Annotated in this window: 20 protein-coding genes; 6 read left to right on the top strand and 14 right to left on the bottom strand. The window is 65.7% G+C overall.

All coding sequences use genetic code 11. The annotated features are described in order from the left end of the window. Window positions 1-8 precede the first annotated feature (8 nt). Window positions 9-791: a protein phosphatase CheZ gene (locus tag D4Q52_RS22415; RefSeq protein WP_119858792.1), complete on the top strand. Its 783-nt coding sequence runs from the start codon at window positions 9-11 to the stop codon at window positions 789-791. Window positions 792-986: 195 nt separating this feature from the next. Here the strand turns inward: D4Q52_RS22415 and D4Q52_RS22410 are convergent, their stop codons facing one another. After that, window positions 987-2195, bottom strand: a complete 1209-nt coding sequence (locus D4Q52_RS22410) for an MFS transporter (protein ID WP_119858791.1) — start codon at window positions 2193-2195, stop codon at window positions 987-989. 77 nt (window positions 2196-2272) lie between these two features. Beyond that, a complete protein-coding gene (locus D4Q52_RS22405) occupies window positions 2273-2794 on the bottom strand; it encodes a hypothetical protein (protein ID WP_119858809.1) in 522 nt (173 codons plus the stop codon). A 310-nt stretch (window positions 2795-3104) separates the two neighbouring features. On the opposite strand from D4Q52_RS22405, the gene groES reads away from it, so the two are divergent. The 4 genes from groES to D4Q52_RS22385 all read left to right on the top strand — a co-directional run bounded on the left by groES (window position 3105) and on the right by D4Q52_RS22385 (window position 8395). Further along, on the top strand, window positions 3105-3401 hold the full coding sequence (gene groES / locus D4Q52_RS22400; protein WP_119858790.1) for a co-chaperone GroES: 297 nt from the start codon (window positions 3105-3107) through the stop codon (window positions 3399-3401). Window positions 3402-3433: 32 nt separating this feature from the next. Beyond that, window positions 3434-5089: a chaperonin GroEL gene (groL, locus tag D4Q52_RS22395; protein WP_119858789.1), complete on the top strand. Its 1656-nt coding sequence runs from the start codon at window positions 3434-3436 to the stop codon at window positions 5087-5089. A gap of 513 nt (window positions 5090-5602) precedes the next feature. Then, complete coding sequence (locus tag D4Q52_RS22390; protein WP_119858788.1) at window positions 5603-6799, top strand: hypothetical protein; 1197 nt, start codon at window positions 5603-5605, stop codon at window positions 6797-6799. A gap of 84 nt (window positions 6800-6883) precedes the next feature. Further along, a complete protein-coding gene (locus tag D4Q52_RS22385; RefSeq protein WP_119858787.1) occupies window positions 6884-8395 on the top strand; it encodes a phytoene desaturase family protein in 1512 nt (503 codons plus the stop codon). A gap of 534 nt (window positions 8396-8929) precedes the next feature. Here D4Q52_RS22385 and D4Q52_RS22380 read toward each other — a convergent pair. Further along, the gene (locus D4Q52_RS22380; RefSeq protein ID WP_119858786.1) at window positions 8930-9343 is read right to left on the bottom strand and encodes an META domain-containing protein; all 414 of its coding nucleotides are present in this window, start codon (window positions 9341-9343) and stop codon (window positions 8930-8932) included. Between the two features lie 130 nt (window positions 9344-9473). Further along, window positions 9474-11138, bottom strand: coding sequence for an L-lactate permease (locus D4Q52_RS22375; protein ID WP_119858785.1), 1665 nt, complete (start codon window positions 11136-11138; stop codon window positions 9474-9476). 252 nt (window positions 11139-11390) lie between these two features. Here D4Q52_RS22375 and D4Q52_RS22370 point away from each other — a divergent pair, with 252 nt between their 5' ends. Continuing rightward, a complete protein-coding gene (locus tag D4Q52_RS22370; protein ID WP_119858784.1) occupies window positions 11391-13139 on the top strand; it encodes an ABC transporter ATP-binding protein/permease in 1749 nt (582 codons plus the stop codon). Between the two features lie 516 nt (window positions 13140-13655). Here the strand turns inward: D4Q52_RS22370 and D4Q52_RS22365 are convergent. From D4Q52_RS22365 to ftsH, 10 genes are all read right to left on the bottom strand, one after another. After that, window positions 13656-14654 carry a TorF family putative porin gene (locus D4Q52_RS22365; protein ID WP_119858808.1) on the bottom strand — a complete coding sequence of 333 codons (999 nt, stop codon included), beginning with the start codon at window positions 14652-14654 and terminating at the stop codon, window positions 13656-13658. A 415-nt stretch (window positions 14655-15069) separates the two neighbouring features. Further along, window positions 15070-16269 (bottom strand): hypothetical protein, encoded by a 1200-nt coding sequence (locus tag D4Q52_RS22360; protein ID WP_119858783.1) that lies wholly within the window; start codon window positions 16267-16269, stop codon window positions 15070-15072. Between the two features lie 68 nt (window positions 16270-16337). Next, complete coding sequence (gene glcF / locus D4Q52_RS22355; RefSeq protein WP_119858782.1) at window positions 16338-17651, bottom strand: glycolate oxidase subunit GlcF; 1314 nt, start codon at window positions 17649-17651, stop codon at window positions 16338-16340. Next, window positions 17648-18889, bottom strand: a complete 1242-nt coding sequence (locus tag D4Q52_RS22350; RefSeq protein ID WP_119858781.1) for an FAD-binding protein — start codon at window positions 18887-18889, stop codon at window positions 17648-17650. Before D4Q52_RS22350 ends, glcF begins: the two co-directional genes overlap by 4 nt. 204 nt (window positions 18890-19093) lie before the next feature. Beyond that, window positions 19094-20587, bottom strand: a complete 1494-nt coding sequence (locus tag D4Q52_RS22345) for an FAD-linked oxidase C-terminal domain-containing protein (protein ID WP_119858807.1) — start codon at window positions 20585-20587, stop codon at window positions 19094-19096. 140 nt (window positions 20588-20727) lie between these two features. Then, window positions 20728-21402, bottom strand: coding sequence for a TetR/AcrR family transcriptional regulator (locus D4Q52_RS22340; protein ID WP_119858780.1), 675 nt, complete (start codon window positions 21400-21402; stop codon window positions 20728-20730). A 190-nt stretch (window positions 21403-21592) separates the two neighbouring features. After that, window positions 21593-21910, bottom strand: coding sequence for an AzlD family protein (locus tag D4Q52_RS22335; RefSeq protein WP_119858779.1), 318 nt, complete (start codon window positions 21908-21910; stop codon window positions 21593-21595). Further along, window positions 21907-22644, bottom strand: a complete 738-nt coding sequence (locus tag D4Q52_RS22330) for an AzlC family ABC transporter permease (RefSeq protein ID WP_119858778.1) — start codon at window positions 22642-22644, stop codon at window positions 21907-21909. Before D4Q52_RS22330 ends, D4Q52_RS22335 begins: the two co-directional genes overlap by 4 nt. 107 nt (window positions 22645-22751) lie before the next feature. After that, window positions 22752-23957: an ABC transporter substrate-binding protein gene (locus tag D4Q52_RS22325; protein WP_119858777.1), complete on the bottom strand. Its 1206-nt coding sequence runs from the start codon at window positions 23955-23957 to the stop codon at window positions 22752-22754. A gap of 187 nt (window positions 23958-24144) precedes the next feature. After that, window positions 24145-26061 (bottom strand): ATP-dependent zinc metalloprotease FtsH, encoded by a 1917-nt coding sequence (ftsH, locus tag D4Q52_RS22320; protein WP_119858776.1) that lies wholly within the window; start codon window positions 26059-26061, stop codon window positions 24145-24147. Between the last annotated feature and the right edge of the window lie 86 nt (window positions 26062-26147).

Raw genomic sequence — 26147 nt, 5'->3', positions numbered from 1 at the left:
ATCAGCCGATGTCCATTCAACGCAAGCGCTTCCGGATCGACGAACTCACGCTCGGAAGCGCACCGCCGCTTGCACCGATCGAGTGCGACACCGGGCCGACCCACCACGACATCATGTCCGAGCTGCGCGCGATCCGCGCTCAGATCGTCGGCGGCGGCCAGCCGATCCTGACGAGCGGCGTGGGCACGCAGGAGATCGAAGCCTCGACCGCCGACGAAGTCGCCGAAGCGCGGGCGCTGCTGGCGCAGTATCGCGCCCAGATCGAGCAGTGTGAAACGCTCAAGGTCGAACTCGACCTGATCCACAATGCGATCGACCAGACCAAGCGCGAAATCGCGGTGCTGCACAGCAAGAGCTTCAGCGGCGCGGAGATGGCCCGTGTCAACGGCGAACTCGGCGCCGTGGTCGGCGGCACCGAAGAGGCGACGCAGCAGATCCTCGAAGCCGCCGAAGCGATCGATCAGGCCGCCACCGCGCTCGGCAAGGTGACCTCGGCCGATCAGCAGAAGGCGCTCAGCGAAGAGATTCAGGAGCGCGTGATCTCGATCTTCGAGGCGTGCAATTTCCAGGACCTCACCGGACAGCGCATCAGCAAGGTGATGCAGACCATGAAATTCATCGAGCACCACATCGTGGTGATGATGGACATCTGGGGCGGCGTAGATGCCATCAAGGCGCACGTGCCGCCGGTGGTCGACACCCGCGAAGGCGACGCCAAGCTGCTCAACGGCCCGAAACTCACCGACGACGGCCACGCCTCGCAGGACGACATCGACGCGATGTTCAACTGATCGGCGAGCGGCTGATCGATCGATTTCGTCATGGCCGGGCTTGTCCCGGCCATCCACGCCTTTATCGCGTTGCCGCCATCAAGGCGTGGATGCCCGGCACAAGGCCGGGCATGACGTGGAGAGGCGTGAGTGCTTGCTTATCCGGTCAACTTGCGGCGAAGCTGCAAGAGGCCGGATCAGCCCGTCTTCTGTAATTCAACGCCGCTCCACCGCCGGCGGCGGCTTGATCAGCAGGAAGCAGATGGTGCCGGCGATCGCCGCCAGCATGCCGATCTCGAGCACAGCGGCATCAGAGAACCGCTCGACCGCGGCGGCGACGACGAACGGCGCCGAGGCCTGCACGAACAGCGCCGGCCGCGCGATCCGTCCGATCACCCGTCCGTAGCCTTCCGGGCCGAACATCAGCAGCGGCAGACCGCCGCGCGCGATCGTCATCACGCCGTTCGCAGCGCCGAACGCGATGCAGAACAGCGCCGCAACGATGAACGACACGCCGACGAAAGCCAGCATCGCGAACGCCGCGCCCATCAGGGCGATTGCGCCCCGCGCGATCCACAGCGGATGGGTCCGGCCCGCCAGCATGAAGTCCAGCAGCCGTGCGGCGACCTGCGCCGGCCCGAACATGGCGCCGACCGTGACGGCTGTGGCGGCGCTCAGTCCGCCGCGCTCCAGCATCGCCAGCAGGTTCGACGTCACGCCGGACAGGATCAGGGCATGCAGCGCGAACGCCATCGCCAACAACAGAAACGGCCGCCCCTCCGGCCTCAGCGGCTGCTGCGGCACCGGATGCGGGTTGGCGCCGACGGTCCCTTCGGTGCGCGCCGCGGTGCGCGGCAGCGCGAAACCGTGCAGCGGGGCGACGACGAACGCCAGCACCGCCGCGAACACCAGATAGGTGCCGCGCCATCCGACGTGTTGCAGCAGCAGATGCGTCGCCGGCCAGCCGACCGTCGAGGCGAAACCGCCCGCAAAGGTCACCAGGATGATCTGCCGGCGTGCCGAGCTACCGAACAGCCGGGCCAGCGTTGCGAACGCCGGGTCGTAGAGATTCGACGCCATTGCGGCGCCGATCAGCGCCCAGCCGATGAAGTAGAATGGCCAGGGCTCGCCCAGCGCGATCAGCACCATGCCCAGCGCGCCGATCAGCGCGCCGGGCGCCATCACCACATGGCCGCCGTGCCGATCGATCAGGCCGCCGACCATCGGCGACATGATGCCTGATATCACCAGCGCCAGCGAGAAGCCGGCCATGCCGAAGGCCAGCGTCCAGCCGCGATCCGCGGTGAGCGGCGGCATCGTCAGCACCGGCGGATAGATCAGGATGCCCCAGCACAGGATCTGGGTGAACGCCAACACGACGACGGCGCGTTCCGGACCGGCCAACAGCCGCCGCACTGCACTCATGACGTCATGGCGTCGGCCAGTCTCCCGCGACCTTGCGGCACCGCCTCATCGGCTATGCGTCGGCGCGTGTTCAGCACTCAGGCGCGCGGTGAGCAGCGCACATACACCATGTTGCCGTAGCGCGTGCCGGCATCCTTGTCGAGGAACCGGGTCACCAGAACGCGACCGTCGAACGAGACGATCTCGCGATCCTGATCGCCGATCGGACCAGCGGGGCCGATGTAGTTCTTGCCGCCCGGCGAGCCTTTCAGCCGCAGTTCCTGCGGCGTCGCCTGATCGGCCAGGTGCATGATCACACCGCCGCTGGCGCCGGCGCCGATCACATAGGGATTCTTGCACTGCGATAGCGCCGCCTTTTCGGTGCGGGCTCGGTCCGCGGGATTCTGGTACGATGCCAGCCCCCACCGGCCGACGATCTCTTCGGACCGGATCGTCGCCGGAAGTTCCGGCGGCGGCGGCGGCTCTGCGACTTCGGCCGGCTGCGAGCCGCCACCGAATCCGCCGAACCCACCAAAGCTGCCGCACGCGCCGAGGCCCATCGCCATCAGCGACGCGAACGCCAGATTGAGCGGCGCGCGTGCGTTGCGTGAACTGATCATCATTTCTCCCCGAGAGAACATCCCCATGCGCCCCTTCGCCACACAAGCGTAAAACGCCGCGGCAGGCAATGCATTCGGCGAAGATCCGGCGCAGCGATTCGCTGCGAGAATCCATCATTCGCCTCACCAAGCTGTTAAGCCTCGCGCTTGGCGCCCCTCAGCTTGACAGGAACTGCATCAAGCCATATTCGGGACGCACAATTAGCACTCTCGCAGCACGATTGCCAGTAACGCGGACTACACCAGAACCGCGCACCGACTCGGCACGGCAAAGCCGAGCACCTCCAGCACACAGCACAGGATCTCTTCCATGGCTAAGCTCAATTTTCGTCCACTCCATGACCGCGTTGTGGTGAAGCGCATCGACGCTGAAACCAAGACCAAGGGCGGCATCATCATTCCGGACTCCGCCAAGGAGAAGCCGCAGGAAGGCGAAGTCGTCGCCGTCGGCCCGGGCGGCCGCGACGAGAGCGGCAAGCTGACCCCGATCGACGTCAAGGCCGGCGACCGCGTGCTGTTCGGCAAGTGGTCGGGCACCGAGATCAAGCTCGACGGTCAGGAACTCCTGATCATGAAAGAGTCGGACATCATGGGCGTGGTCGGCTGATCCCCTCGCGACAGACATCAGGAGCAAATTGAATGTCAGCCAAGGACGTTAAATTCGGCGGAGAAGCGCGCGACCGCATGCTGCGCGGCGTCGACATCCTCGCCAATGCGGTCAAGGTCACGCTCGGTCCGAAGGGCCGCAACGTGCTGATCGAGACGAGCTTCGGCGCTCCGCGCATCACCAAGGACGGCGTCACCGTCGCCAAGGAGATCGAGCTCGACGACAAGTTCGAGAACATGGGCGCGCAGATGCTGCGCGAGGTCGCGTCGAAGACCAACGACCTCGCCGGCGACGGCACCACCACCGCCACCGTGCTGGCCCAGGCGATCGTCCGCGAAGGCGCCAAGGCCGTTGCGGCCGGCATGAACCCGATGGATCTGCGCCGCGGCATCGAGATCGCCGTGCAGGCGGTGGTCAAGGACATCCAGAAGCGCGCCAAGCCGGTCGCCTCCTCGGCCGAAGTCGCCCAGGTCGGCACCATCTCGGCCAACGGCGACGCGCCGATCAGCAAGATGATCGCCCAGGCGATGCAGAAGGTCGGCAACGAAGGCGTCATCACCGTCGAAGAGAACAAGTCGCTCGACACCGAAGTCGATATCGTCGAGGGCATGAAGTTCGACCGCGGCTACCTGTCGCCGTACTTCGTCACCAACGCCGAGAAGATGACCGTCGAGCTCGACGACGTCTACATCCTGCTGCACGAGAAGAAGGTCTCGGGCCTGCAGTCGATGCTGCCGGTGCTCGAAGCGGTGGTGCAGTCGGGCAAGCCGCTGCTGATCATCGCCGAGGACGTCGAAGGCGAAGCGCTCGCCACCCTGGTGGTCAACCGCCTGCGCGGCGGCCTCAAGGTGTCGGCCGTCAAGGCGCCGGGCTTCGGCGATCGCCGCAAGGCGATGCTGGAAGACATCGCCATCCTGACCGCCGGCCAGCTGATCACCGAGGAGCTCGGCATCAAGCTCGAGAGCGTCACGCTCAAGATGCTCGGCCGCGCCAAGAAGGTGGTGATCGACAAGGAAAACACCACCATCGTCGGCGGTGCCGGCAAGAAGCCGGACATCGAGGCCCGGGTCTCGCAGATCAAGGCACAGATCGAGGAAACCACCTCGGACTACGACCGTGAGAAGCTGCAGGAGCGTCTGGCCAAGCTCGCGGGCGGCGTCGCGGTGATCCGCGTCGGCGGCGCGACCGAGGTCGAGGTCAAAGAAAAGAAGGACCGTGTCGAGGACGCGCTCAACGCGACCCGCGCCGCCGTGCAGGAAGGCATCGTGCCGGGCGGCGGTGTCGCGCTGCTGCGCGCCAAGAAGGCCGTCGGCCGGATCGTCAACGACAATCCGGACGTCCAGGCCGGCATCAACATCGTGTTGAAGGCGCTCGAAGCTCCGATGCGGCAGATCGCCGAGAACGCCGGCGTCGAAGGCTCGATCGTGGTCGGCAAGATCCTCGAGAACAAGTCGGAGACGTTCGGCTTCGACGCGCAGAGCGAGGACTATGTCGACATGCTCGCCAAGGGCATCGTCGACCCCGCCAAGGTGGTACGCACCGCGCTGCAGGACGCGTCGTCGGTCGCAGCGCTGCTGGTCACCACCGAAGCCATGGTCGCCGAACTGCCCAAGGCCGACGCCCCGGCGATGCCGGGCGGCGGCGGCATGGGCGGAATGGGCGGCGGCATGGGCGGCATGGGCTTCTAAGCCCACGCCCCTCACCTTCGCTATCGATCACGCAAGGCCGCCTCCGGGCGGCCTTGTTGCGTTCTGATGACCCGGTCGGGCTGTCATTTGAGCCGCGGCCGAGCACAGCTCTCACCCGACCCACTCCCGTCATCGCCCGCGCAGGCGGGCGCGCCAGTATTCCAGGGCGCCTGCGATCCAAAACGTGCGCTCTAAGGACTGGGCCACCCCCGAGGCCACAACTTTTCTTCATGACCTCACCCCGTCATTGCGAGCGCAGCGAAGCAATCCAGAAGCGCAGTGCACGGCGCTGGATTGCTTCGTCGCTTCGCTCCTCGCAATGACGGATAGATCGCCTGCGCGGGGATGACGGGTTGGCAGTGGCGCGGCCACTGCAACCGCTCAGACACGCCGCACGCTTCCTCGCCGCCAGGTTTTTTGGCGAATGCGCGGCGATTTGCTACGCAGGCCTTGGTTCGGTCCAGTTCGAATCAAACAAGGCTCGAGAACCACACCCTGCGAGGAATCACCCCGATGCGCGCGCTCCTGTTCAGCCTGCTGATGCTGCTGCCTGCGACCGATTTGGCCCGTGCCCAGAGCAAGGCGGCGCCGAAGGCGGCCGCGCCGACGACCGAGACGCGCTTCTTCACCGCGCTCGACGGTTTCATGGACGGCGCCGACGTCATCCTGAAGGAAACCCGGCAAGGCAAGGTGGTGACCTCGGCGGTGCTCGACGTCTGCTATGCGCCCACCAAGGACTCCGATCACAAGGATCGCTTCGTCGCCAATCTGCAGGCCAACGGGCCGGCGCTGACCGGCACCACCCAGACCACCGGCGACAAGGCCCCGGTGACGGTGAAGCTCGCCCGCAAGCCAAATGGCGAGACCGTCGACTTCAAAGGCCAGATCAGCATCGGCACCACCGTCCACGAGATCGCCTCGGTCGACAATTCCGATCTCAGCGAGAAGGAATATCTCGAGAACCAGTCGACCGACGACAGCATCGCGCCGGCGCCGAAGGACTTCACCGAGGTGTCGCCCGAAGCCGTCGGGGTTCGCGTCAGCCTCGAATCGGCCGGTGATTTCCTCAAGACGCTGAAGGGCCAGCCGCTGCAGGTGTCGCTGTCGAGCCTGAGCATCGGCTGCGACGCGCTGCGCGCCGGCACGCTGGTGATCAACCTCACCACCGATCCGGCCCACGCCGCCGCGGTGATCGCCAAGGCCAAGAGCTTCCCGGGCGTCACCGCCGCCGGCTGGACCAACGGCATCATCGAGCTCGAACGCACCATCCTGTTCCCCGCCGCCGGCTGGCGCGACGGCGACAAGCTCAATCGCGACAAGATCGCCACGACGGTCGCCGGCGTGCTGGCGCAAACGCTGGGCGCGACGCTAGCCACCTCGGCGTGGAACGACGAAACCGGCCGGCTGAAGCTGACCTTCAAGAAGCCGAGCGAGCTGGTGCCGGCCTTGCAGCTCACCGAGACCATCGAGGTCGAGGCCATGGTCAGCGGCGACAAGCCGGGCACGACCGACAAGCTGCTGCTGTGGATCGGTAACCCGACCGATACCACGGCGGACGAAAGCGCCGGCGCCAAACTCGCCATTAATGACGACGCAACCAGCGACGAGGAAGCTGAACCGCGCGGCGACGGCGGCGCGGTCGCGGCGCTGGCCAAGGAGCTGAAGGGGCAGCGCTGGGACTCCGAAAGCTCGACCTGGCAGTCGCCGTAGCCGAAGCGGCCGCCCCGGCGGCCGTTTGACATGCCGCCGCGTTGCAGCAATGAAGCGAGCTTCTCGGCGGCAGGACTTGGGTGCATGACGCGCACGGACGTAGTGGTGATCGGCGCCGGCCTCGGCGGCCTGACGGCGGGCGCGATCCTCGCCCGCGACGGGCGCCGCGTGGTGGTGATCGAGCGCAGCAATTCGGTCGGCGGCGCGGCGTCGAGCTACAAGGTCGGCGACCTGTTCGTCGAGGGCTCGCTGCATCTCACCGGCGACCCGCATCACCCGCAGGATGCCAAGCACACCGCGCTGAGCCGCGCCGGCGCGCTCGACGGCGTGCAATGGACCCCGGCCGGCGCGCTGTATGAAGTACGCGGCGGTCCAATTGGCGCACCGTTCGTGCTGCCAGACAGCTTCGATGGCGCACGCGCCGCGCTGACGGGGCGCTTCCCGGACGCCACCGAGGCGATCGACCGCTTGCTCGGCGAGATGCGGCGGCTCGCAAGTACCGCCGGCGAAGGTGGGCTCGACGCGGTGTTCGCGCTGGCGCCGGAATTTCCCGACTGGTCAGTGTCGCTGGCGGACAAGCTGCAATCCCTGTTCGGCGACAATGAAGCGCTGAAATGCGCGATCGCGGGCGATCTCGCGTACGTGCACGACGATGCGGCATCGATGTGGTGGGTGCCGTTCGCCATCGTGCAGGGCGGCCTACTGCTGTCCGGCGGCCGCTTCGTGCAAGGCGGATCGCAGCGACTATCGAGCGCGATCGCCCGAACCATCCGCAAGGCCGGCGGCGAGGTGCTGCTCCGGCGCATCGTCAGCCGCATCGAGATCGGCGAGGCCGGCGCGCCGAGCCGCGTCACGCACACTGCGCGCGACGGCAGCGATCCTCAGACCATCGAGGCGATCACGGTGATCGGCAACGCCGCGCCGGCGACGCTGGCGTCACTGATGCCGCAGCCGCAAGCCAGTCGACTGACCGACAGCTATGCGGATCGTCCACTTGGCCTGTCGCTGTTCGCGCTGTCGCTCGGCCTGTCGGCGCCGCCGCGCGACTTCGGCGTCACGAGCTTCGTGACGCAGCTGCTGCCGGACTGGATGCAGACGCTGGCGTCCTACGCCGAGGGCAAGACGCTGATGTCTGGCGAGCCCGGCGACCGGATGCCGCCACTGGCACTCGCCGACTACGCGGCGATCGACTCCGGCGTGCCGGCCCCGCCGTATGTGCTATCGGTGGTCGGGCCGGACCAGTTGTCCAACTGGGCCGACCTGTCGCAGGACGACTACCGCGCCAAGCGCGCACGCTGGCAGCAGGCGATCGTCGAGTATCTCGACCGCATCTACCCCGGACTTGCAGGCGCGGTCATCGCGAGCTCGTTCAACGTCGCGCTGTCGGTGCAGCAGTATCTCGGCGCGCCGGACGGATCGGTCTACGGCTTCGCGCCGCTGCCGCCGGACGCCAGCGGCAAGCCCTATCGCTCGCCCCGCACCGTGCTGCCCGGCCTCTACCTCGCCTCCTCCTACTCCGGCCTCGGCGGCCACAGCGGCGCGATTCAGTCGGCGGCGTTGTGCGCGGGCATGATTTTGAGCGATGAGGCGAAGTAACAGCTTTAGTCACTCCTATCACGCCAACGTTCGTCATTCCGGGGCGCGCGCAGCGCGAGCCCGGAATCTATATCCGCTGTGCTAACTGTGAAGTGCAGCGGCGCCACGCTATGCTCCAACGTTGCTACAGGGGATATGGATTCCGGGCTCGCTCACTTCGTGAGCGCCCCGGAATGACGAACGCTGAGGTGGTTGTCTTGAGAGAGCCCGCGAGTTCTCCGTCATTGCGAGGAGCGAAGCGACGAAGCAATCCATGCCGCGCGCGTGGCGCTGGATTGCTTGGCGGTGTCATCGGGCGGCGCCATTGCGCCGACCCGTTGGCTCGCAATGACGGGGAGAGTCTTACCTGGCCCCGTCAGTTCGTATTCAGCCAAAACTTTGACGAACGCTGAGGTGGTTGCTCTTGGAGACGCCTTGCAACGCCCCGTCATTGCGAGGAGGCGTAGCCGACGAAGCAATCCAGGTTTGTGCACGGAGCTGGATTGCTTCGTCGCTTCGCTCCTCGCAAGACGGGGAGAGGTCTTGCTGGCGTCGTTAGTTCGTGTTCAGCCGAAACCGCAGCGTCTCGCCGCCCGAGAAGGTGACGGTGTCGCCTTGGCGCGCCCACGTCGTTGCGGCCGAGAGCGCCGCGACGAGCGCGTCGTCGGCTTGGGCGCGATCCGGCGGGCAGGCGCGGGCGTCGATGGTGCCGGGGACGAAGATCACGGTGTTGCCGGCGACGGAGAATTGGCCCGAGCCGCCTTTGCACCACAGCTCCAGCCGCGCCTGCCCCTTGTCGTCGATTTCGATCGACGGGATTCGCTTGGAACCGGGCTTGGGCGGCGCGTCCAGCGTCATCTCCAGTTCAAACGGAAACTCGCTCGCCGGCTGCGCCGGAGCGACGCTGGCGAACACGGTCAGAAGCGACGCTGCGAGCGCAGCGCTGATGGGCAGTGAAGTCGGTCGCATCTTGCCTCGTCTGGTCGGGATGGGCGCCCGCCTGTCTAACGCGCGCGGCCGCATTGGCCAATGAGCACCTCCAAAACGTCAAACCCCGCGGCTGGCGCCGCGGGGTCTGCAATCTCGCCGCTTCGGATGGCTATTTCAGGACCATCGCGGTGAACGGATAAACGTAGGCCTGCAGCATCACCAGCACGCCGACCAGGCACGCCAGCGCGATCGAATGCAGGAACACGTAGCGCAGGATGGTGCCTTCGTGGCCGTACCAGTTGGTCGCCGTCGAGGCGACGACGATCGACTGGGCGTCGATCATCTTGCCCATCACGCCGCCGGACGAGTTGGCGGCGCTCATCAGGATCGGCGACAGGCCGAGTTGCTCCGAGGTGATCTTCTGCAGATTGCCGAACAGTACGTTCGAGGCGGTGTCCGATCCGGTCAGCGCCACGCCGAGCCAGCCGAGCAGCGTGCCGAAGAACGGATACAATACGCCGGTCGCCGCGAAAGCGAGACCGAGCGTGGCGTCGACGCCGGACAGCCGCGTCAGCGTGCCGATCGCCAGCATCGCCGAGATGGTGATGAGCGAGATCGCGCACAGCCTGATCGTGCGGCCGTATTCGACGATCATCTTGGCCGGCGAAATTCCCATCAGCACGCCGGAGACCAGCGCCGCGAGCAACATGCCGGTGCCGGTGAACGACAGATAGGTGAAGCTGAACACCGCGGCCTCCGGCGTCGGCCTGGCGGCGACCGGCGGCACTTTCATGATCATCTTGTCGAGCTCGGGCACCGGGTAGTTCCAGACGAAGATCGCATTGGCCCAGCTCTTGAACATGCCGGTGCCCCAGATCAGCATCACGATGCAGACGATGATCCACGGCAGCAGCGCGCCCCACAGCTGCGGCTGGGTCAGCTTCGTCGTATCCATCGGCTTCGGCGGCTTCATGGTCGCGGCCGACTCGTCATTGCCGCGCAGCTTCGGCGACAGCCACAGCTCCTTCGGCTGCCACACCTTGAGGAACAGGATCAGACAGCCCATCGAGATCAGCGAGGCGCCGATGTCGACGATCCACGGATTGATGTAGTTCGAGATCACGAATTGCGGGATCGCGAAGGCGACGCCGGTCACCAGGATCGCCGGCCAGATCTGCATCATGCCGCGGAAGCCGGCGAACGCCCAGATCAGCCAGAACGGCACCAGCAGCGAGAAGAACGGCAACTGCCGGCCGACCATGGCGCCGAGCGTGTAGGGATCGAGGCCGGTCACCGAGGCGAGGCCCTGGATCGGCGTGCCGAGCGCGCCGTAAGCCACCGGCGCGGTGTTGGCGATCAGCGACAGGCCGGACGCGGCGAGCGGCGAGAAGCCGAGCCCGATCAGAATCGCAGCGGTGATCGCCACCGGCGTGCCGAAGCCCGATGCGCCTTCGAAGAACGCGCCGAACGCGAACGCGATCAGCAGCAGTTGCAGCCGCCGGTCAGTGGTGACACCGCCGATCGCACGCTGCAACAGCTCGAACCGGCCGGTCTCGACCGTGATGCGATATAGGAAGATGACGTTGAGGACGATCCAGCCGATCGGAAAGACGCCGGTGACGACGCCGAGCAGCGAGGCGCGGATCGACATATTGGCCGGCATGGTGAAGACGAAGATCGCCACCAGATTCGCCAGGATCAGCGCGATGATGGCGGCGAGGTGTGCCTTCACTTTGCCGCTGGCGATCAGCACCAGCAGCGTCACCACCGGGATGGCCGCCGCCAGGGTCGACAGCGCGGCGCTCCCTAGTGGGTTATAGATCTGATTCCACATCCGAATTCCTCCCTTGCATGTGAGCGGTCGGCTTTTTGTGCCGATGCCGGGAAGGGAGTGCGCCACGCGAGCCGGTGAGCAGCAGCGAACCGGCGCTCACAACCTCGCGAAATCGGCCAGCCACCATCCCCCGCCGTTGGCTTCATGCTAGGGTGCGACAAAGGGGCGCGACAAGCCGCAGTAGGTCGTTTTACCTACAACTTTCGTCTAGCTGGCCGCCGTTTAGGCGCCGCATCCGGAGAAACTCGACCTGTGACAAATATCCGATCCACCCTCGCCACCGTTTGGCGGATCGCCGCGCCCTATTTCAAATCCGACGACAAGCGCATGGGGTGGACGCTGCTGACGGCAGTGGTGGTCATCGAGCTCGCCGTTGTCGGCCTGGCAGTGTTGTTCAACCGCTGGAACAACGTATTCTACAACGCGCTCCAGGAGCGGAACTTCGACGTCTTCGTCTATCAGCTCAGCTATTTCTGCGTGCTGGCGGCGATCTGGATCGCGCTGAAAGTCTATCAGCTGTATTTGAATCAGTGGTTGCAGATCCGCTGGCGGCGGTGGATGACCGAACGCTATCTCGGCGGCTGGCTGCACGACGCCAATCATTACAAGATGCAATTGCTGGGCGACGCCGCCGACAACCCGGACCAGCGCATCGCCGAGGACACCCAGCTGTTCGTCGAGCGCACGCTGGCGCTTGGCGTCGGACTGCTCAACGCGGTGGTCACCCTCGCCTCCTTCGTGGTGATCCTGTGGGGATTGTCCAACGAGGCGCCGCTGCATGTGTTCGGGCAGGACGTCCCGATCCCCGGCTATCTGGTGTGGGGCGCGCTGATCTACGCCATCATCGGCACGGCGCTGACGCACTGGATCGGCTCGCCGCTGGCCGACCTCAACTTCCGCCAGCAGCGGTTCGAAGCCGACTTCCGCTTCAACCTGGTGCGCGCCCGCGAAAACTCCGAGCAGATCGCGCTGCTGCGTGGCGAGCGCGCCGAACGTGGCAAGCTGGCTTCGCGCTTCGGCCTGGTTGCGGAGAACTTCATGCGGATCATGAGCCGGACCAAGAAGCTGACGGCGTTCACTGCCAGCTACTCCCAGGCCTCGATCATTTTCCCCTATATCCTCGTCGCGCCGGCCTACTTCGCCGGCAAGGTGCAGCTCGGCGGGCTGATGCAGACCGCGTCGGCATTCAGCAGCGTGCAGGACTCGCTGTCGTTCTTCATCACCGCGTACCGCACCCTGGCCGAATGGCAATCGGTGGTGGCCCGGCTCGACGGCTTCGAGACCGCCATCCACGGCGCCGACGCGCTGCGCGCCAATCCCGGTGTGGCCCGCGTCGCCAGCAGCCGCAATGCCATCGGCCTCGACGATGTGAAGCTGACACTGCCGGCTGGGCAGCCGCTGATTGCCGCCGATGATTTTCAATTCAGCGGCAAGGAGCGGACCCTGATCGCCGGGCCGTCGGGCTCCGGCAAGTCGACGCTGTTCCGCGCCATCGCGGGGATCTGGCCGTTCGGCTCCGGCTCGATCGAAATCCCGGCCGACGCCACGCTGATGATGCTGCCGCAGCGGCCTTACTTCCCGGTCGGCGAGCTCCACGCCGCGATCGTCTACCCGTCCGAGGCCGACGCGTTCACGCCGGCGCAGGTCGGCGAAGTGCTGAAGGAGGTCGGCCTGCCGGCTCTGGCGGATCGGCTCGGCGAACACGGCCACTGGAACCGGACGCTGTCGCTCGGCGAGCAGCAGCGCCTCGGTATCGCCCGCGCCCTGCTGCACCGGCCGCAATATCTGTTCCTCGACGAGGCTACCGCGTCGCTCGACGAGCCGTCCGAGGCCGCGCTGTATCGGCTGCTCGATCAAAAGCTGCCCGACACCACCATCGTGTCGATCGGCCACCGCTCGACGCTCGACGCCTTCCACCAGCGCGACGCCGTGCTGAGCCGTGCCGGCGAAATCTTCAAGCTGCAGGACAAGGTACGAAGCGCGGCGCCTGCGGAAGGCTAAAGGGGAAGGCGTCGCAAGCGGGGTGGCGTCGATTAGAGCAGCTCTCCTTTCGATGGAAAGAGAGCCGGCACAAGGGGCGTCGCCACAACCAAACCTCACGCGGTGAGGAAGCGCGCAGCGCCCTCACTGCCCATGGCCATGGGTGCCGCGTGGCCCATCCTTCGAGACGCCCGGCTTCGCCGGGCTCCTCAAAGCCCGACTTCTAACTTTTGCAGAAATCTCGGCCACATGTTCAGTCGATTAGTTTCCAAAATCCAGTCATGGCCGGGCTTGTCCCGGCCATCCACGCCTTTCCCGTACTTCCGGCAGCAAGGCGTGGATGGCCGGGACAAGGCCGGGCATGACGCGTGGAGAGGGAAGTTCCCAACCTAAAGCGCTGATTTCCGGCCAGGCTCTGAGGTACGCGTAGCGCGCATCGAAGGGTACGCGATGACGCTGTGAGAAGCTGAACTTCCCGCGCAAATGAAAAGGGCGGCAGATTGCTCTGCCGCCCTTGGTGCCCCCAGATCGGAAAGCTTACTTGATGTTGCTCTGCAGCGTCACGTCGGCCGAGAGCTTGGCGATGAAGGTCGCACCGCACCACTTGGAGCCGACACCCGACGGATTGATCGGGGAGAAGTCGCCGCTGAAGCTGGCCGAGAAGTCGCTGGTGAAGGCGTTGCAGTCAGCCTTGGACAGATCGGTGTCCGAGTAGCGCAGGTCGAGGGTGAACACCTTGTAGGTGAAGCCAACGCCCACGTTCCAGGTGTTGTAATCCTTGTACTTGATGCCACCCGGGAAGGCCGGCACGCCGTAGAACGAGTCGGAGGTGCCGAGCCATTGACGGCCGAACTCACCCGACACGTAAGCGCCGACGCCGCTGGGACCGAAGCCGGTGGTTGGCGCGACGAACTTGGCCGTCACCGACGCGTAGTTGCCCCAAGCGCCGCTGTTCAGGTAGCTCGGGGTATAATACTCGTTGGCACCGATCGTGAACTGGTCGTTCACGGTGTAAGCCACCTTGGCGTAGCCTTCGAAGAAGCTGACGTCCTTCTTGAGGACGTTGCCGTTGAGCAGACCGTTGGCCGCGCACTCGGCGCCCTGGAAGTTGCCGGCGAAGTCGACACCAGTGCCGCCGTACTGGCAGGTCCCACCCGGATACAGGTAGCCCCAGACACCGAAGTCGAACGCGAAGGCGCCGAAGGTCGGGCGGATACCGCCGTAGATGTCGACTTCGGCAGCGGCGCGGTTCGGGAACGAGATGCTTTCGAACGAGCTACCGACGTAGAGCTGCAGGTCCTTGGTGACGTTGTAGCGCGGCTCGAAATAGGCAGTGACCGACGGCTTGTGGTTCGACTGGGTGATACCACGGAACACGTAGTCGCTCATGATGGCGGCGCCGAATGCGACGTCCCAGGGGTCGAACGCCACGATCGGCGGAGCCTTGGTGTAAATCTTCGCGGGCAGATCGGCGGCGGAGGCCGAAGTTGCGCCGACAGCGAGCAGAGCCGCGACCGACAGAAGTGTCTTGTTCATGATGATCCCCATCGATTTAAATTCCAGCCCGACCCGAAGTCCAAGAGACGCGACATCGACCTGCTAAGTAACTCCCGTACAATTTGCGGCGAAGGGCAGGAACCGTGAAGCAAAAAACACATGCAGCTGCCGGTTTTTTGGGCAATTTGGCTCGTTCCATCACGAGTAGTTGTAGGGTGTGGCAATTTGACAACTCATTTGCGAGCTATTCTCACGAGTAGCTGTCAAAAGCGGCTGCAAGAGCAACACCTTCGATCAATGTGGGCCGAGCCTTACGGCCTTTCATCACCCACGGCGCGCGCGAATCGCCCGCTGATCGATATCAGTTCAGCCCATGGGCGTCGGCTCCCCGGGCGCCCATCCCGGCAAAAGAAAAGACCGCGGCGCTGCCGCGGTCTTTCGACGTAGGGGAACTCTATAGGTCGTTAGACCGAATCCGGGTCCTGGGCTTGGCATGGCCAGGATCATCGTCGCCGGATCCGGTGTCCTCGTCGTCGTCCTCGGTCGAAGGCCTCTCAATCGGCTCGTTGTCCTCATGACCGGCCTTAACGTCGGACGGAAATGGCTCTGCCGGTTCGTCGTCTGCGGATGATTCGGAAACAGGCTTCTCGCGGGCCGCGGGTTCTTCAGCGCCTTCATGCGCCGGCTCGTCGAATGAGGTGCCGGACGATGCCGCCTCCTCTTCCGGCTCGTCGATCCCGACCGGCTCGGCCGCAGTCGAGTCCGGCTCTTCATCCTGCTGAGTGGCTGGCGACGAAGCCTCGTCGCTGGTGTTCGGCTCCGGGATCGAGGAGGCCACCTGCTTTTTTGCCCGCGGCTTGCGCGGCTTGGCGACCTTCGTCACAGCGGGCGCTTCGGCTGGCGCAGCCGCGTCGATCGCGGCGAGGAGATCGCTCGGCGGCTCCTGCGGGGCGGCCGCAACGACCGGCGCCTTCGGCTCCCCGACAGGCTTCTTTCGAGCAGCCTTTTTTGCGGAGACCTTGGGGGCCGGAGGAAGCGCCTTACCGACCGACGGCGCACCCCTCAGCGACTTCGGCAGCGCCCTGGACTTCGACGCTGTGGACGTCAGCGCCGTCGACCTCAGGGCTTTGGACTTCAGCGCTTTCCCGGTTGGAGATAGCTGGCTGGACGGCTTTTTCGTCGGCGTCTCTGTTGCAGTCTTCGTAGCGCTCTTCCTGGCCGGCGCCTTGGCCGCGACACGCTGTTTGGCGGCGGACCTGGCTGCTCCCGCCGACGTCTTGCCAGCGGGCTTGGCGGTCTTCGACGAAGCCTTGTTGGCAACAGCCTTCTTCGATGATCCCTTCTTGGCGGATGAGGTTTTTGCGGATGAGGTTTTCGCGGAAGACGTCTTTCGGGGAGATGTCTTTCCGGAGGACGTCTTGGCGAGGGATTTTGCCTGCGACTTGCCGGGCTTGCTTCCAGTCGTTTTGGTCGCCTGCTTTTGGGCCTTCTTGGAGGTCGCCTTCTCGGCCTTCTTGCCAGACTTCTTGGCGTCCTTCTTAGCGTCCTTCTTGGCCTTCTTGGCGCTCAGCAGCAGCTTCGCCTTGTCGGACTTGCTGGCTTTCTTGTCCTTCTTGTCCGCCTTGTTCTTTTTGGACTTCTTGTCCTTCGCCATCGTCGTCCTCCTGTTGGGCGGATCACCCGTTCGGCAATCACGCCATCCGCCAGCAGGGCCTGCAGCGGTCAGCTTGTCGCTGGCCGGGGACCGCCTGTCGCCCAGTCGAGCAGTTCAATTGTGTGCACCACAGGGACGTCCGTTCCGCTGGCGATCTGCACCATGCAGCCGATGTTGCCCGCAGCAATCACATCCGGCTTGACGGAAGCGATGTTGGCAACCTTGCGGTCGCGCAATCTGGTCGCGATGTCAGGCTGGAGAATGTTGTACGTGCCCGCCGAACCACAACACAAATGACTCTCTGGGATATCTTTCACCACGAATCCTGTCTTGGAAAGCAATTCTTTGGGCAGCCGTGTGATTTTCTGCCCATGTTGCAGCGAGCACGCGGAGTGATAAGCGACCACCAGATTGTCATGCGGCTGTTGTGATTGCAGCTCGAGACCACTGATGTACTCGCTGATATCTTTGGCGAGTGCAGACACGCGCGCGGCGGGCGCCGCGAACTCCGGATCCTCGCGCAGCATGTAGCCGTAGTCCTTGATCACCGTGCCGCAGCCCGAGGTGGTCACCAGGATCGCATCGAGTCCGCCGCGCTCGATCTCGCGCAGCCATGCCTTGATGTTGGTGCGCGCGTAGTCCAGCGTGCGGGTGTCGCGGCCGAGATGGTGGATCAACGCTCCGCAGCACGCCTCGTCGGCGGCCAGCACCACTTCGATGCCGTGCCGGGTCAAAAGGTTGATCGCTGCGCGGTTGATGCGCGGCGCCAGTACCTGTTGGGCGCAGCCGTGCAGCAGTGCGACCCGGCCACGCTTTGGGCCGATTGCCGGGAAGCTGGTGCCGGAGGCCGGGCCCGGCTCCGGCAGATGCTTCGGCGCCAACGCCAGCATCGCCTTGATGCGGCTCAGCAAGGTCGGGCGCGTCATATCATGCGAGCTCGGCAGCAGCGCCGCGAACGGCTGCACCAGCCGCGCCGCCCACATGCCGACCCGGAACGCGCCCGGATGCGGCATCATCCACGACAGCGCCTCGCGCACCACCCGGTCCCAGAACGGCCGCTGATAGTCGCGCTCAATCCGCACCCGCGCCTGATCGACCAGATGCATGTAGTTCACGCCCGATGGACACGTGGTCATACAGGACAGGCACGACAGGCAGCGATCGATGTGCTTCACGACGTCGGCGGTCGGCGGCTTGTCGCTCTCCAGCATTTCCTTGATCAGGTATATGCGGCCGCGCGGGCTATCCAGCTCGTCGCCGAGCAGCACATAGGTCGGACAGGTCGCGGTGCAGAACCCGCAATGCACGCAGGCACGCAGGATCTTGTCGGCCTCGGCGATGTCCGGATCGGCGAGTTGAGCGAGGGAGAAGTCGGTTTTCATGCTGCAGGTCCACGCGACAACCGGCCGCGATTGAGAACGTTCCTGGGATCGAAGCTGTGCTTCACGCGCTGCCCGAGCGCCGCCAGCCCGGCGGGCTGCGGCGGAAAAACGTCGATACCCGCGCGCACATCTTCGGCGCCGCGGATCAGCGTGGCGTGGCCACCGATCTTGTCGACGCGCTGGCGCAGCGCCTTGGCGTGCGCATCCGTGGCCGGCGGCAGCGCGGCCCAGATCAGGCCACCGCCCCAATCGTAGATCACCTCGCCGCCGCTCTCGCGATGCAACGCCTCGCCGAACGCACCACCGGACGCCGGCGGACAGACGATCCGCCACACCGGCCACAGCGCGCGCGGGCCTGACGCCGCGAACGGCTCGACGTCGCGCACTGCGGACCACAATGCGGCCGACGTGTCGTCGGTCATCAGTTCGGTCGCGCCGTAGCTCGCCAGCATCTGCCGCAGCGACTCGGCGCGGTGGCTGGCCGACGAGGTGATGCCTTCAAGACGCAGCAACGTCAGCGCCTGATCCGGCTGGGCGATGTCACCGAGTGCGCCGCCTGTGGTGCGCAGCGCCGAGCCCGGCAGATGCGCCGCGCCGCTGACGTCATAGGGCGAGCCGAGCGCAGCGGTCATCGCCTTGTTGGCGGTGACATCGTCGAGCCCGCGCAGCAGCAGCGTGCGCTCGCATTCCGGCCGCGGCGTCACCTTCAGTGTCACCTCGGTCGTGACCGCCAGCGTGCCCCAGGAGCCGGCCAGCAGCTTGCATAGATCATAGCCGGTGACGTTCTTCACCACCTTGCCGCCGGCCTTGAAGCTCTCGCCGAAGCCCGACACGGCGTTGGCGCCGAGCAGATGGTCGCGCGCGCCGCCGGACTTGATACGGCGCGGCCCGGCGAGGCCGGCGGCGATCATGCCGCCGACCGTGCCTTCGGTTTCGACGGTGCCGAGCAGCAGCGCGGTGTTCATCGGCTCGAAGGCGAATTGCTGCGACTTTGAATCGATCAGCGACAGCACGTCGGCGACCGGGGCGCCGGCCTGCACGGTGATGATCAGTTCGTTCGGCTCGTAGGCGACGACGGCGTTGAGCGCCGACAGATCCAGCATCGCATTGGTGGCCATCGGCTGGCCGACGCGCCGTTTGGTGCCGTGGCCGACGATCTCGAGCGGCTGCTCGTTGGCGATGGCGGCGCGCACCACGTCTTCGACGTCCTGCGCGTCGCGTGCTTTCAGCGTATCCACGGGCGGCTTTCGTCCTTCAGGTCGATGCGACAGGCACGATTTCCATCGTCATTGCGAGCGAAGCGAAGCAATCCACGCCGCGTGCGTGGCGCTGGATTGCTTCGTCGCGGAGCCTGTGCCCGGACAGCGCGGAGCGCTGATCCGGGTGCTCCTCGCAATGACGAAGTGGATGTGGTTGGCCGCATATCAAGCAAACTATCAACTTCAAAACCGCGGGATCTCCGGGAACGGCAACTTCCCCCCATGCACGTGCATGCGGCCGAGTTCGGCGCAGCGGTGCAGGGTCGGAAACACCTTGCCGGGATTGAGCAGCCCATCGGCGTCGAACGCGCATTTCAGGCGCTGCTGCTGATTGAGGTCGATGTCGGAGAACATCTCCGGCATCAGGTCGCGCTTCTCGATGCCGACGCCGTGCTCGCCGGTCAGCACGCCGCCGACTTCGACGCAGAGCCGGAGGATGTCGGCGCCGAAGGCTTCGGCGCGGTCCTGCTCACCGGGCTGATTGGCATCGTACAGAATAAGCGGATGCAAATTGCCGTCGCCGGCGTGAAACACGTTGGCGACGCGCAGGCCGTATTTCTCCGACATCTGCGTCATCCTTCGCAGCACCAGCGGCAGCTGCGCGCGGGGGATGGTGCCGTCCATGCACAGATAGTCCGGCGAGATCCGTCCGACCGCCGGGAACGCCGCCTTGCGGCCGCTCCAGAACAGCAGCCGCTCCTGTTCGGATGTCGAGATCTGGCAGGTGGTCGAGCCGCAGCCGAGCGCGATCGTCTCGACCCGCGTGATCAGTTCGTCGACTTCCACTTGCGGGCCGTCGAGCTCGATGATCAGCAGCGCCTCGACGTCGAGCGGATAGCCGGCGTGGACGAAGGCCTCGGCGGCGTGGATCGCCGGCCGGTCCATCATCTCCATGCCGCCCGGAATGATACCGGCCGAGATGATATCGGCGACGCATTGCCCGGCGGCTTCGACATCGCTGAAGCCGACCATCACGGCGCGCGCGGTCTCCGGCTTACGCAGGATGCGCACGGTGACTTCGGTGACGACGCCGAGCAGACCTTCGGAGCCGGTGATCACGCCCATCAGATCGTAGCCGGCGTTCTCGGCACATTTGCCGCCGATCCGCAGGATCTCGCCGTTCATCAGCACGATCTCGCAGCCGAGCACGTTGTTGGTGGTCATGCCGTATTTCAGGCAGTGCACGCCGCCGGAATTTTCCGCGATGTTGCCGCCGATCGAGCAGGCGATCTGCGACGACGGGTCGGGCGCGTAGTAGAAGCCGGCGTGATCGACCGCCTGGCTGATCGCCAGATTGGTGACGCCGGGCTCGACCACCACGGCGCGGTTGTCGAAGTCGATTTCGCGGATACGCTTGAACTTGCCGAGCCCGAGCAGCACGGCGTCGGCGAGCGGCAGCGCGCCGCCGGACAGCGAGGTGCCGGAGCCGCGCGGCACCACCTTGATGCCGTGCTGATGGCAATAGCGCAGAACCTCGGAGACCTGCTGGGTGGTGCTCGGAAGCACCACGACCATCGGCGGCTGCCGATAGGCCATCAGGCCGTCGGACTCGTAGGGGCGCATCTCGGCGGCGCTGGAAATGGTGCCCTCGCCCGGCACGATCTTGCGCAGCGCTGCGACGATTTCGTCGCGGCGGGCCAGCACGGCCTGATCGGGCTCCGGCATCAAAATGGTCATCGGAAACTCCTGCGGCCTGCCGGTGTGGAGCGGCGCGGACATAGCCCGTGCCCGCGTCGCCGCTCACGAGGATCGGCGGACACTCACATCCCTACTTAGAGCCCTTCCATTCGGCAAACGGATTCGGCTTTCGGAACCGACTAGGCGCCGACCAGCGTCCGCGACGGCACCACTGCCTGCACCACCAGTCCGCGGGCACGGGCGTCCATCACGCCGACGGCGCGCAGCGCCAGCAGCGTCACGGTCTGCACCGCGTCGCGGAGTTTGGCCGGATCGTCGAGGTTGTCCGGTGCGAGCGGCCCGACCAGCGACTCGTGCACGGCACCGAGCAGCGCCGTTGCCGCCAAGGCCGTGTCCTGCGCCGGCAGATGCCCGGCCCGCACCGCGGCGGCGATCCGCAATTCGATCTCGCCGGCGATTTCGCGGCGACTGGCGAGCCGCGAGGCGGTGACATCGACGTCGACCGGCTCGGCCAGGATGCCCCAGGCCAGTTTGCGATGCGACAGCACATGCACCGCGACCGTCGTCACCGCCGCGGCCAGCGCCGAGGATGGGCCAGGCGCGGCGTCGGCTGCCCGACGGATGGCAGCGAGTTCGTCACGCGAGACCTCGGCAATGAGTTCGGAGATCAGGTCGGCCTTGGACGGGAAGTAGCGGTACACCGTTCCAGCAGCGACCTTGGCCCGGCCGGCGACCGGGGCGATCTGCACCGCCGCCATGCCGCCCTCCTCGGCGGTCTCGCGCGCAGCCGCAATGATCGCACTGCGCCGCGCAGCCAGCCGCTTCACGACCTGATGGGTCCGCCGATACACCATGGCGCTCTCGTCCCGGAATCGAGCGTTCCGGCCCTGGAGAGGTCGGAAAGTCTTCGCTCATCAAGATCTTGGAGCTCGGGCCAGCGCGCGAGACGGCGCCCCCGTTACCAAATCAGTCGAAAAAACTGAACACCTATTCAGACCCGAAGGCAAGCTTTTACAGCAACGTATGAATAGCACTCCAGCCAACCTAACCGCCGAAACCCGCAGCCCGCGCCAGAGCCGCTACTAACATACCGGTTGCGACCGCCAGGAAGTCATTGCGCCGGAGAATGCTGATGGCGATGGCGGCGGCGAGCGCGATCATCACGATCGGCCCGCCATTCACGGCGACCGGCAGCGCCGCGGCGACGATGATCGAGCCGGGCAACGCATCGAGCATCCGCCGCACCCGCGGGGTGACGTTGACGTAGCCCATCAGCCAGAACCCGCCGAGACGCGAGGCGACGGTCACCGCCGTCATCACCGCGAAGGCGATCATCACGTCGCTGCGCAGCATCTCGCTCACGCCCGCAACTCCCGCGGCGGCGGCTCGTCCATCAGCCCGGCGCTGAGCGCGCCCGACAGCGCGCCGGCGATGATGAACCAGTAGCCAGGCGTCAGCCAATGCACCGTCAGCGCCACCGCGCCCGACACCGCCCAGGGGATCGCGCGCCGCGCTCCCTTCCAGGCCGGCACCAGCATCGCGGCGAAGAACGCCGGCATCGCCAGGTCGACGCCGAACTTTTTCGGATCGGACAATTGCTCGGCGAGCAGGAAACCGGGGATCGAGGAGACCAGCCAGACGAAGTACAACACCAGCCCGCCGGCGACGTAGAATGCCGCATTGGCGCCGCCGTGCTCGCGATAGCGCATCGCGGCCAGCCAGCCGCCATCGGTCACCAGCAGCATCGCCGGATAGGACTGCCACGGCGGCAGTGTGCCGAACCACGGCCGCATCGACGCGGTCATCAGGAAGAAGCGGATGTTGACCGTGGTGGTGAGCAGCGCCAGCGTCGCGATCGTCGACGGCGTCAGCGTCCCGGGCCACGACTGCACGGCGACGAATTGCGACAGCCCGCCATAGACGGTCGCCATCATCACTTCGACTTCGGCCAGCGTGAAGTTCTTCTGCGCGCACAGCGCCCCGAACGCCATGCCGAACGCCAGCGTCCCGGGCAGCATCGGCCCGATCGCGACGATCCCCGGCCAGATCGCGTCGCGCGACCAATAGGCCGGGGCTTTGGGAACGTGAGTTGTCATGGCAGGGTCCGCGTGGTGGCCCCTGCCTGCGGGTTGTGAGCCGCGGCGTCAAGCGCCCCGCGCTCATGCGCGCTATGCGGCACGCCGCCGGCGAAGTCCCGCCGTCGCTACTCGCCGCTCTGCAGGTCGCCGAACCGCTCCCATTGGGAGCCGGTGAAGCGCATGAACTGCATCTGATCGACCGGGATGTGGTCGGTCGGGCTGGTGTTGATGCGGATCCCCGGCAGCAGCATCGGCAGTTCGAGGTTCTTGATCGCGAACGCCTGCTTCAGGATGTTCTCGGTCGACAGATCGTCGCCGCACGCCTTCAGCACCGCCTCCAGCGCCATCGCGCTGTTGTAGGCGTTGACGTAGTTGGCGTCGTGAACATCGCCGTCGGGTGCGTACTTGGCCATGAACTCGCGCCATGCCTTGACGCCCGGATCGTCCTTCCAGGCCGGATCGTCGGGATCCTTGACATAGGCGGTGGAGAGCACGCCGACGCCGGCTTCGAGCCCGGCCGGCTTCATCACCGAATTGATCCAGACCGACACGTTGGAGACGAAGGTCATCGGCTTCCAGCTGATCTCGTGCGCCTTGCGGATCGCCTGGGCGGCGAATTTCGGCGTCGCGGCCAGCACCAGCACGTCGGCTCCCGAGGCCTTCAGCTTGACGATCTGCGAGTCGATGGTCGGGTCCTGGATCTCATAGGTCGCGCCGGTGACGCGCTCGTCGTAGCGCTCGCCGAGAACGTCCTTGAGGCCGGCCACGTAGTCGCGGCCGAAATCGTCGTTCTGCGACAGGACCGCAAATTTGGCATTGGGGTTCTTCGCCAGCGCGTAGCGTGCATACAGCCGCGCCTCGTAGCGGAACGGTGCCTGCACCCCGAGCGTGGCCTGCGGATATTGCGCGATATCGGCGAATTTCGAGGCGCCCGAGCCGACGAACAGTTGCGGCACGTTTTTGCTCTGCAGGTATTTGGCGATCGCCGTGTTGTGCGCGGTGCCGATCGACGAGAAGATCAGCGCGACCTCGTCGCTCTCCACAAGCCGCCGCGTCTGCTCGACCGATTTCGGCGGCGCGTAGCTGTCGTCGAGCGAGATCAAATTGATCTGGCGGCCGCCAATGCCGCCGCGCTCGTTGATCATCTTGAAGTAAGCGACCTCGCCCTTGCCGAGCGCGCCGAATGCCGAAACCGGGCCGCTGTACGGCATGGTCTGGCCGATCTTGATTTCGGTCTTGGTGACGCCGCGCATTTCGGCGGCGTGGCCAGACGGCCACCAAGCCGACACCCCCGCCGCGCACAGCACGGCGATCGTCCATTTCGAACGCATTTCGTCCTCCCATGATGGCGCGGCGTTGGCCGCCGTCGCCGGTTGAGGAGGCGAGCATGTCACGAGCGTTCGCGCGAGGCGAGCGGGAAACGTCCCTCCGTCGAGGCCCGCTTTGTCGCGCACACCGCAAGGCAACAAAAAACGCGGCGTTTCCGCCGCGTTTTTCAGACTTGTTGCTGCCGGGCGATTACGCCTGCGGCTGCGGCTCCAGGCCCGGATCGGGGCGCGGTCGCGGCTTGCCGGCAGGCGGCACCGCCGAGGTGCGCGGACCCGAGGGCTCCAGCACCGACTCGCGGTTCGGCTTCTTGCCGTTGATCAGATCGGTGATCTCGTCACCGGTCAGCGTCTCGAACTCAAGCAGGCCACGGGCGAGGGCTTCGAGGTCGGCGCGCTTCTCGGTGAGAATCCGCTCGGCCTCCTTGTAGCCCTCCTCGACCAGCCGCTTGATCTCGGCGTCGATCTTCTGGACCGTGGCCTCCGAGGCGTTCTGGGTGCGCGACACCGACATGCCGAGGAACACTTCGTCCTGGTTCTCGCCATACGACACGGTGCCGAGCTCTTCCGACAGACCCCAGCGGGTGACCATCATGCGGGCCAGGCGTGTGGCCTGCTCGATGTCGGACGACGCGCCCGAGGTCACCTTCTGGCGACCGAAGATCATCTCTTCGGCGACCCGGCCGCCCATCATGATGGCGAGGCGCGAGGTCATCTGCTCGAGCGACATCGACAGCTTGTCGCGCTCCGGCAGTTGCATCACCATGCCGAGCGCACGGCCGCGCGGGATGATGGTCGCCTTGTGGATCGGGTCGGTGGCCGGCACGTTGAGGCCGACGATCGCATGGCCGCCTTCGTGATAGGCGGTGAGGAGCTTCTCCTCCTCCGTCATCACCAGCGACTTGCGCTCGGCGCCCATCATCACCTTGTCCTTGGCGTCTTCGAACTCGGTCTGCGTGACCATGCGCTTGTTGCGCCGGGCCGCCATCAGGGCCGCTTCGTTGACGAGGTTCATCAGGTCGGCGCCGGAGAAGCCCGGGGTGCCGCGCGCGATGGTCTTCAGGTTGATATCCGGCGCCAGCGGCACCTTGCGGACATGCACCTTGAGGATCTGCTCGCGGCCGACGACGTCCGGGTTCGGCACCACGACCTGACGGTCGAAACGGCCAGGACGCAGCAGCGCCGGATCGAGCACGTCGGGGCGGTTGGTGGCGGCGATCAGGATCACGCCCTCATTGGCCTCGAAGCCGTCCATCTCGACCAGCAGCTGGTTGAGGGTCTGCTCGCGCTCGTCATTGCCACCGCCGAGACCGGCGCCGCGATGACGGCCGACCGCGTCGATTTCGTCGATGAAGATGATGCACGGCGCGTTCTTCTTGGCCTGCTCGAACATGTCACGCACACGGGACGCACCGACGCCGACGAACATTTCGACGAAGTCCGAGCCCGAGATGGTGAAGAACGGCACGTTGGCTTCGCCCGCAACCGCACGCGCGATCAGGGTCTTACCGGTGCCGGGCGGGCCGACCAGCAGCACGCCGCGTGGGATCCGTCCGCCGAGGCGCTGGAATTTGCCCGGATCGCGCAGGAATTCGACGATCTCCTGCAGGTCCTGCTTGGCCTCGTCGACGCCGGCGACGTCTTCGAACGTCACCCGCCCATGCGCTTCCGTGAGCATTTTTGCCCGCGATTTGCCAAAGCCCATCGCCTTGCCGGCGCCGCCCTGCATCTGCCGCGACAGGAAGATCCAGACGCCGATGAGCGCGATGAACGGCAGCCAGGAGACGAGCAGCGACACGAACCACGGCACGTTGTCGCCCGGCGGCTTGGCGGTGATCGAGACCTTGCCGTTATACAGCCGGGTCACGAGCGACGGATCGTTCGGCGCGTAGGTCTGGAAGGTCGAGCCGTTGGTGAAGGTGCCGTGAATTTCCTGGCCCTGGATCACCACATCACGAACGTGGTTCTGATCGACCTCGCTGAGCAGCTGCGAGAACGAGATGTCCTGCGACGCGGCGCGCTGGCCGGGGTTCTGGAAAAGCGTAAACAGCGCCAACAGCAGCAGGACGATAATGACCCAGAGGGCGAAATTCCGCAGATTGGCGTTCATCGGTCTTCCTTATTGGTCGCGCGGATCGCGACCGTTGGCCCGGGGTGAGCCGTCAGGAACTCCCGGACCGGCTAGCCCACAATCTA

Origin of the sequence: Rhodopseudomonas palustris (assembly GCF_003591005.1) — a bacterium.
Classification (GTDB): Bacteria; Pseudomonadota; Alphaproteobacteria; order Rhizobiales; family Xanthobacteraceae; genus Rhodopseudomonas; species Rhodopseudomonas palustris_K.
The sequence above is the reverse complement of the archived record's forward strand: the minus strand, read 5'-3'. Positions and strand labels throughout refer to the sequence as shown.

What these genes read in the sequence shown, in the direction of transcription:
- D4Q52_RS22415 (WP_119858792.1), top strand. Translation starts at nt 9, where the DNA reads ATGTCCATTCAACGCAAGCGCTTCCGGATCGACGAACTCACGCTCGGA.
- D4Q52_RS22410 (WP_119858791.1), bottom strand. Translation starts at nt 2,195, where the DNA reads ATGAGTGCAGTGCGGCGGCTGTTGGCCGGTCCGGAACGCGCCGTCGTC.
- D4Q52_RS22405 (WP_119858809.1), bottom strand. Translation starts at nt 2,794, where the DNA reads ATGATCAGTTCACGCAACGCACGCGCGCCGCTCAATCTGGCGTTCGCG.
- groES (WP_119858790.1), top strand. Translation starts at nt 3,105, where the DNA reads ATGGCTAAGCTCAATTTTCGTCCACTCCATGACCGCGTTGTGGTGAAG.
- groL (WP_119858789.1), top strand. Translation starts at nt 3,434, where the DNA reads ATGTCAGCCAAGGACGTTAAATTCGGCGGAGAAGCGCGCGACCGCATG.
- D4Q52_RS22390 (WP_119858788.1), top strand. Translation starts at nt 5,603, where the DNA reads ATGCGCGCGCTCCTGTTCAGCCTGCTGATGCTGCTGCCTGCGACCGAT.
- D4Q52_RS22385 (WP_119858787.1), top strand. Translation starts at nt 6,884, where the DNA reads ATGACGCGCACGGACGTAGTGGTGATCGGCGCCGGCCTCGGCGGCCTG.
- D4Q52_RS22380 (WP_119858786.1), bottom strand. Translation starts at nt 9,343, where the DNA reads ATGCGACCGACTTCACTGCCCATCAGCGCTGCGCTCGCAGCGTCGCTT.
- D4Q52_RS22375 (WP_119858785.1), bottom strand. Translation starts at nt 11,138, where the DNA reads ATGTGGAATCAGATCTATAACCCACTAGGGAGCGCCGCGCTGTCGACC.
- D4Q52_RS22365 (WP_119858808.1), bottom strand. Translation starts at nt 14,654, where the DNA reads ATGAACAAGACACTTCTGTCGGTCGCGGCTCTGCTCGCTGTCGGCGCA.
- D4Q52_RS22360 (WP_119858783.1), bottom strand. Translation starts at nt 16,269, where the DNA reads ATGGCGAAGGACAAGAAGTCCAAAAAGAACAAGGCGGACAAGAAGGAC.
- glcF (WP_119858782.1), bottom strand. Translation starts at nt 17,651, where the DNA reads ATGAAAACCGACTTCTCCCTCGCTCAACTCGCCGATCCGGACATCGCC.
- D4Q52_RS22345 (WP_119858807.1), bottom strand. Translation starts at nt 20,587, where the DNA reads ATGACCATTTTGATGCCGGAGCCCGATCAGGCCGTGCTGGCCCGCCGC.
- D4Q52_RS22340 (WP_119858780.1), bottom strand. Translation starts at nt 21,402, where the DNA reads ATGGTGTATCGGCGGACCCATCAGGTCGTGAAGCGGCTGGCTGCGCGG.
- D4Q52_RS22330 (WP_119858778.1), bottom strand. Translation starts at nt 22,644, where the DNA reads ATGACAACTCACGTTCCCAAAGCCCCGGCCTATTGGTCGCGCGACGCG.
- D4Q52_RS22325 (WP_119858777.1), bottom strand. Translation starts at nt 23,957, where the DNA reads ATGCGTTCGAAATGGACGATCGCCGTGCTGTGCGCGGCGGGGGTGTCG.
- ftsH (WP_119858776.1), bottom strand. Translation starts at nt 26,061, where the DNA reads ATGAACGCCAATCTGCGGAATTTCGCCCTCTGGGTCATTATCGTCCTG.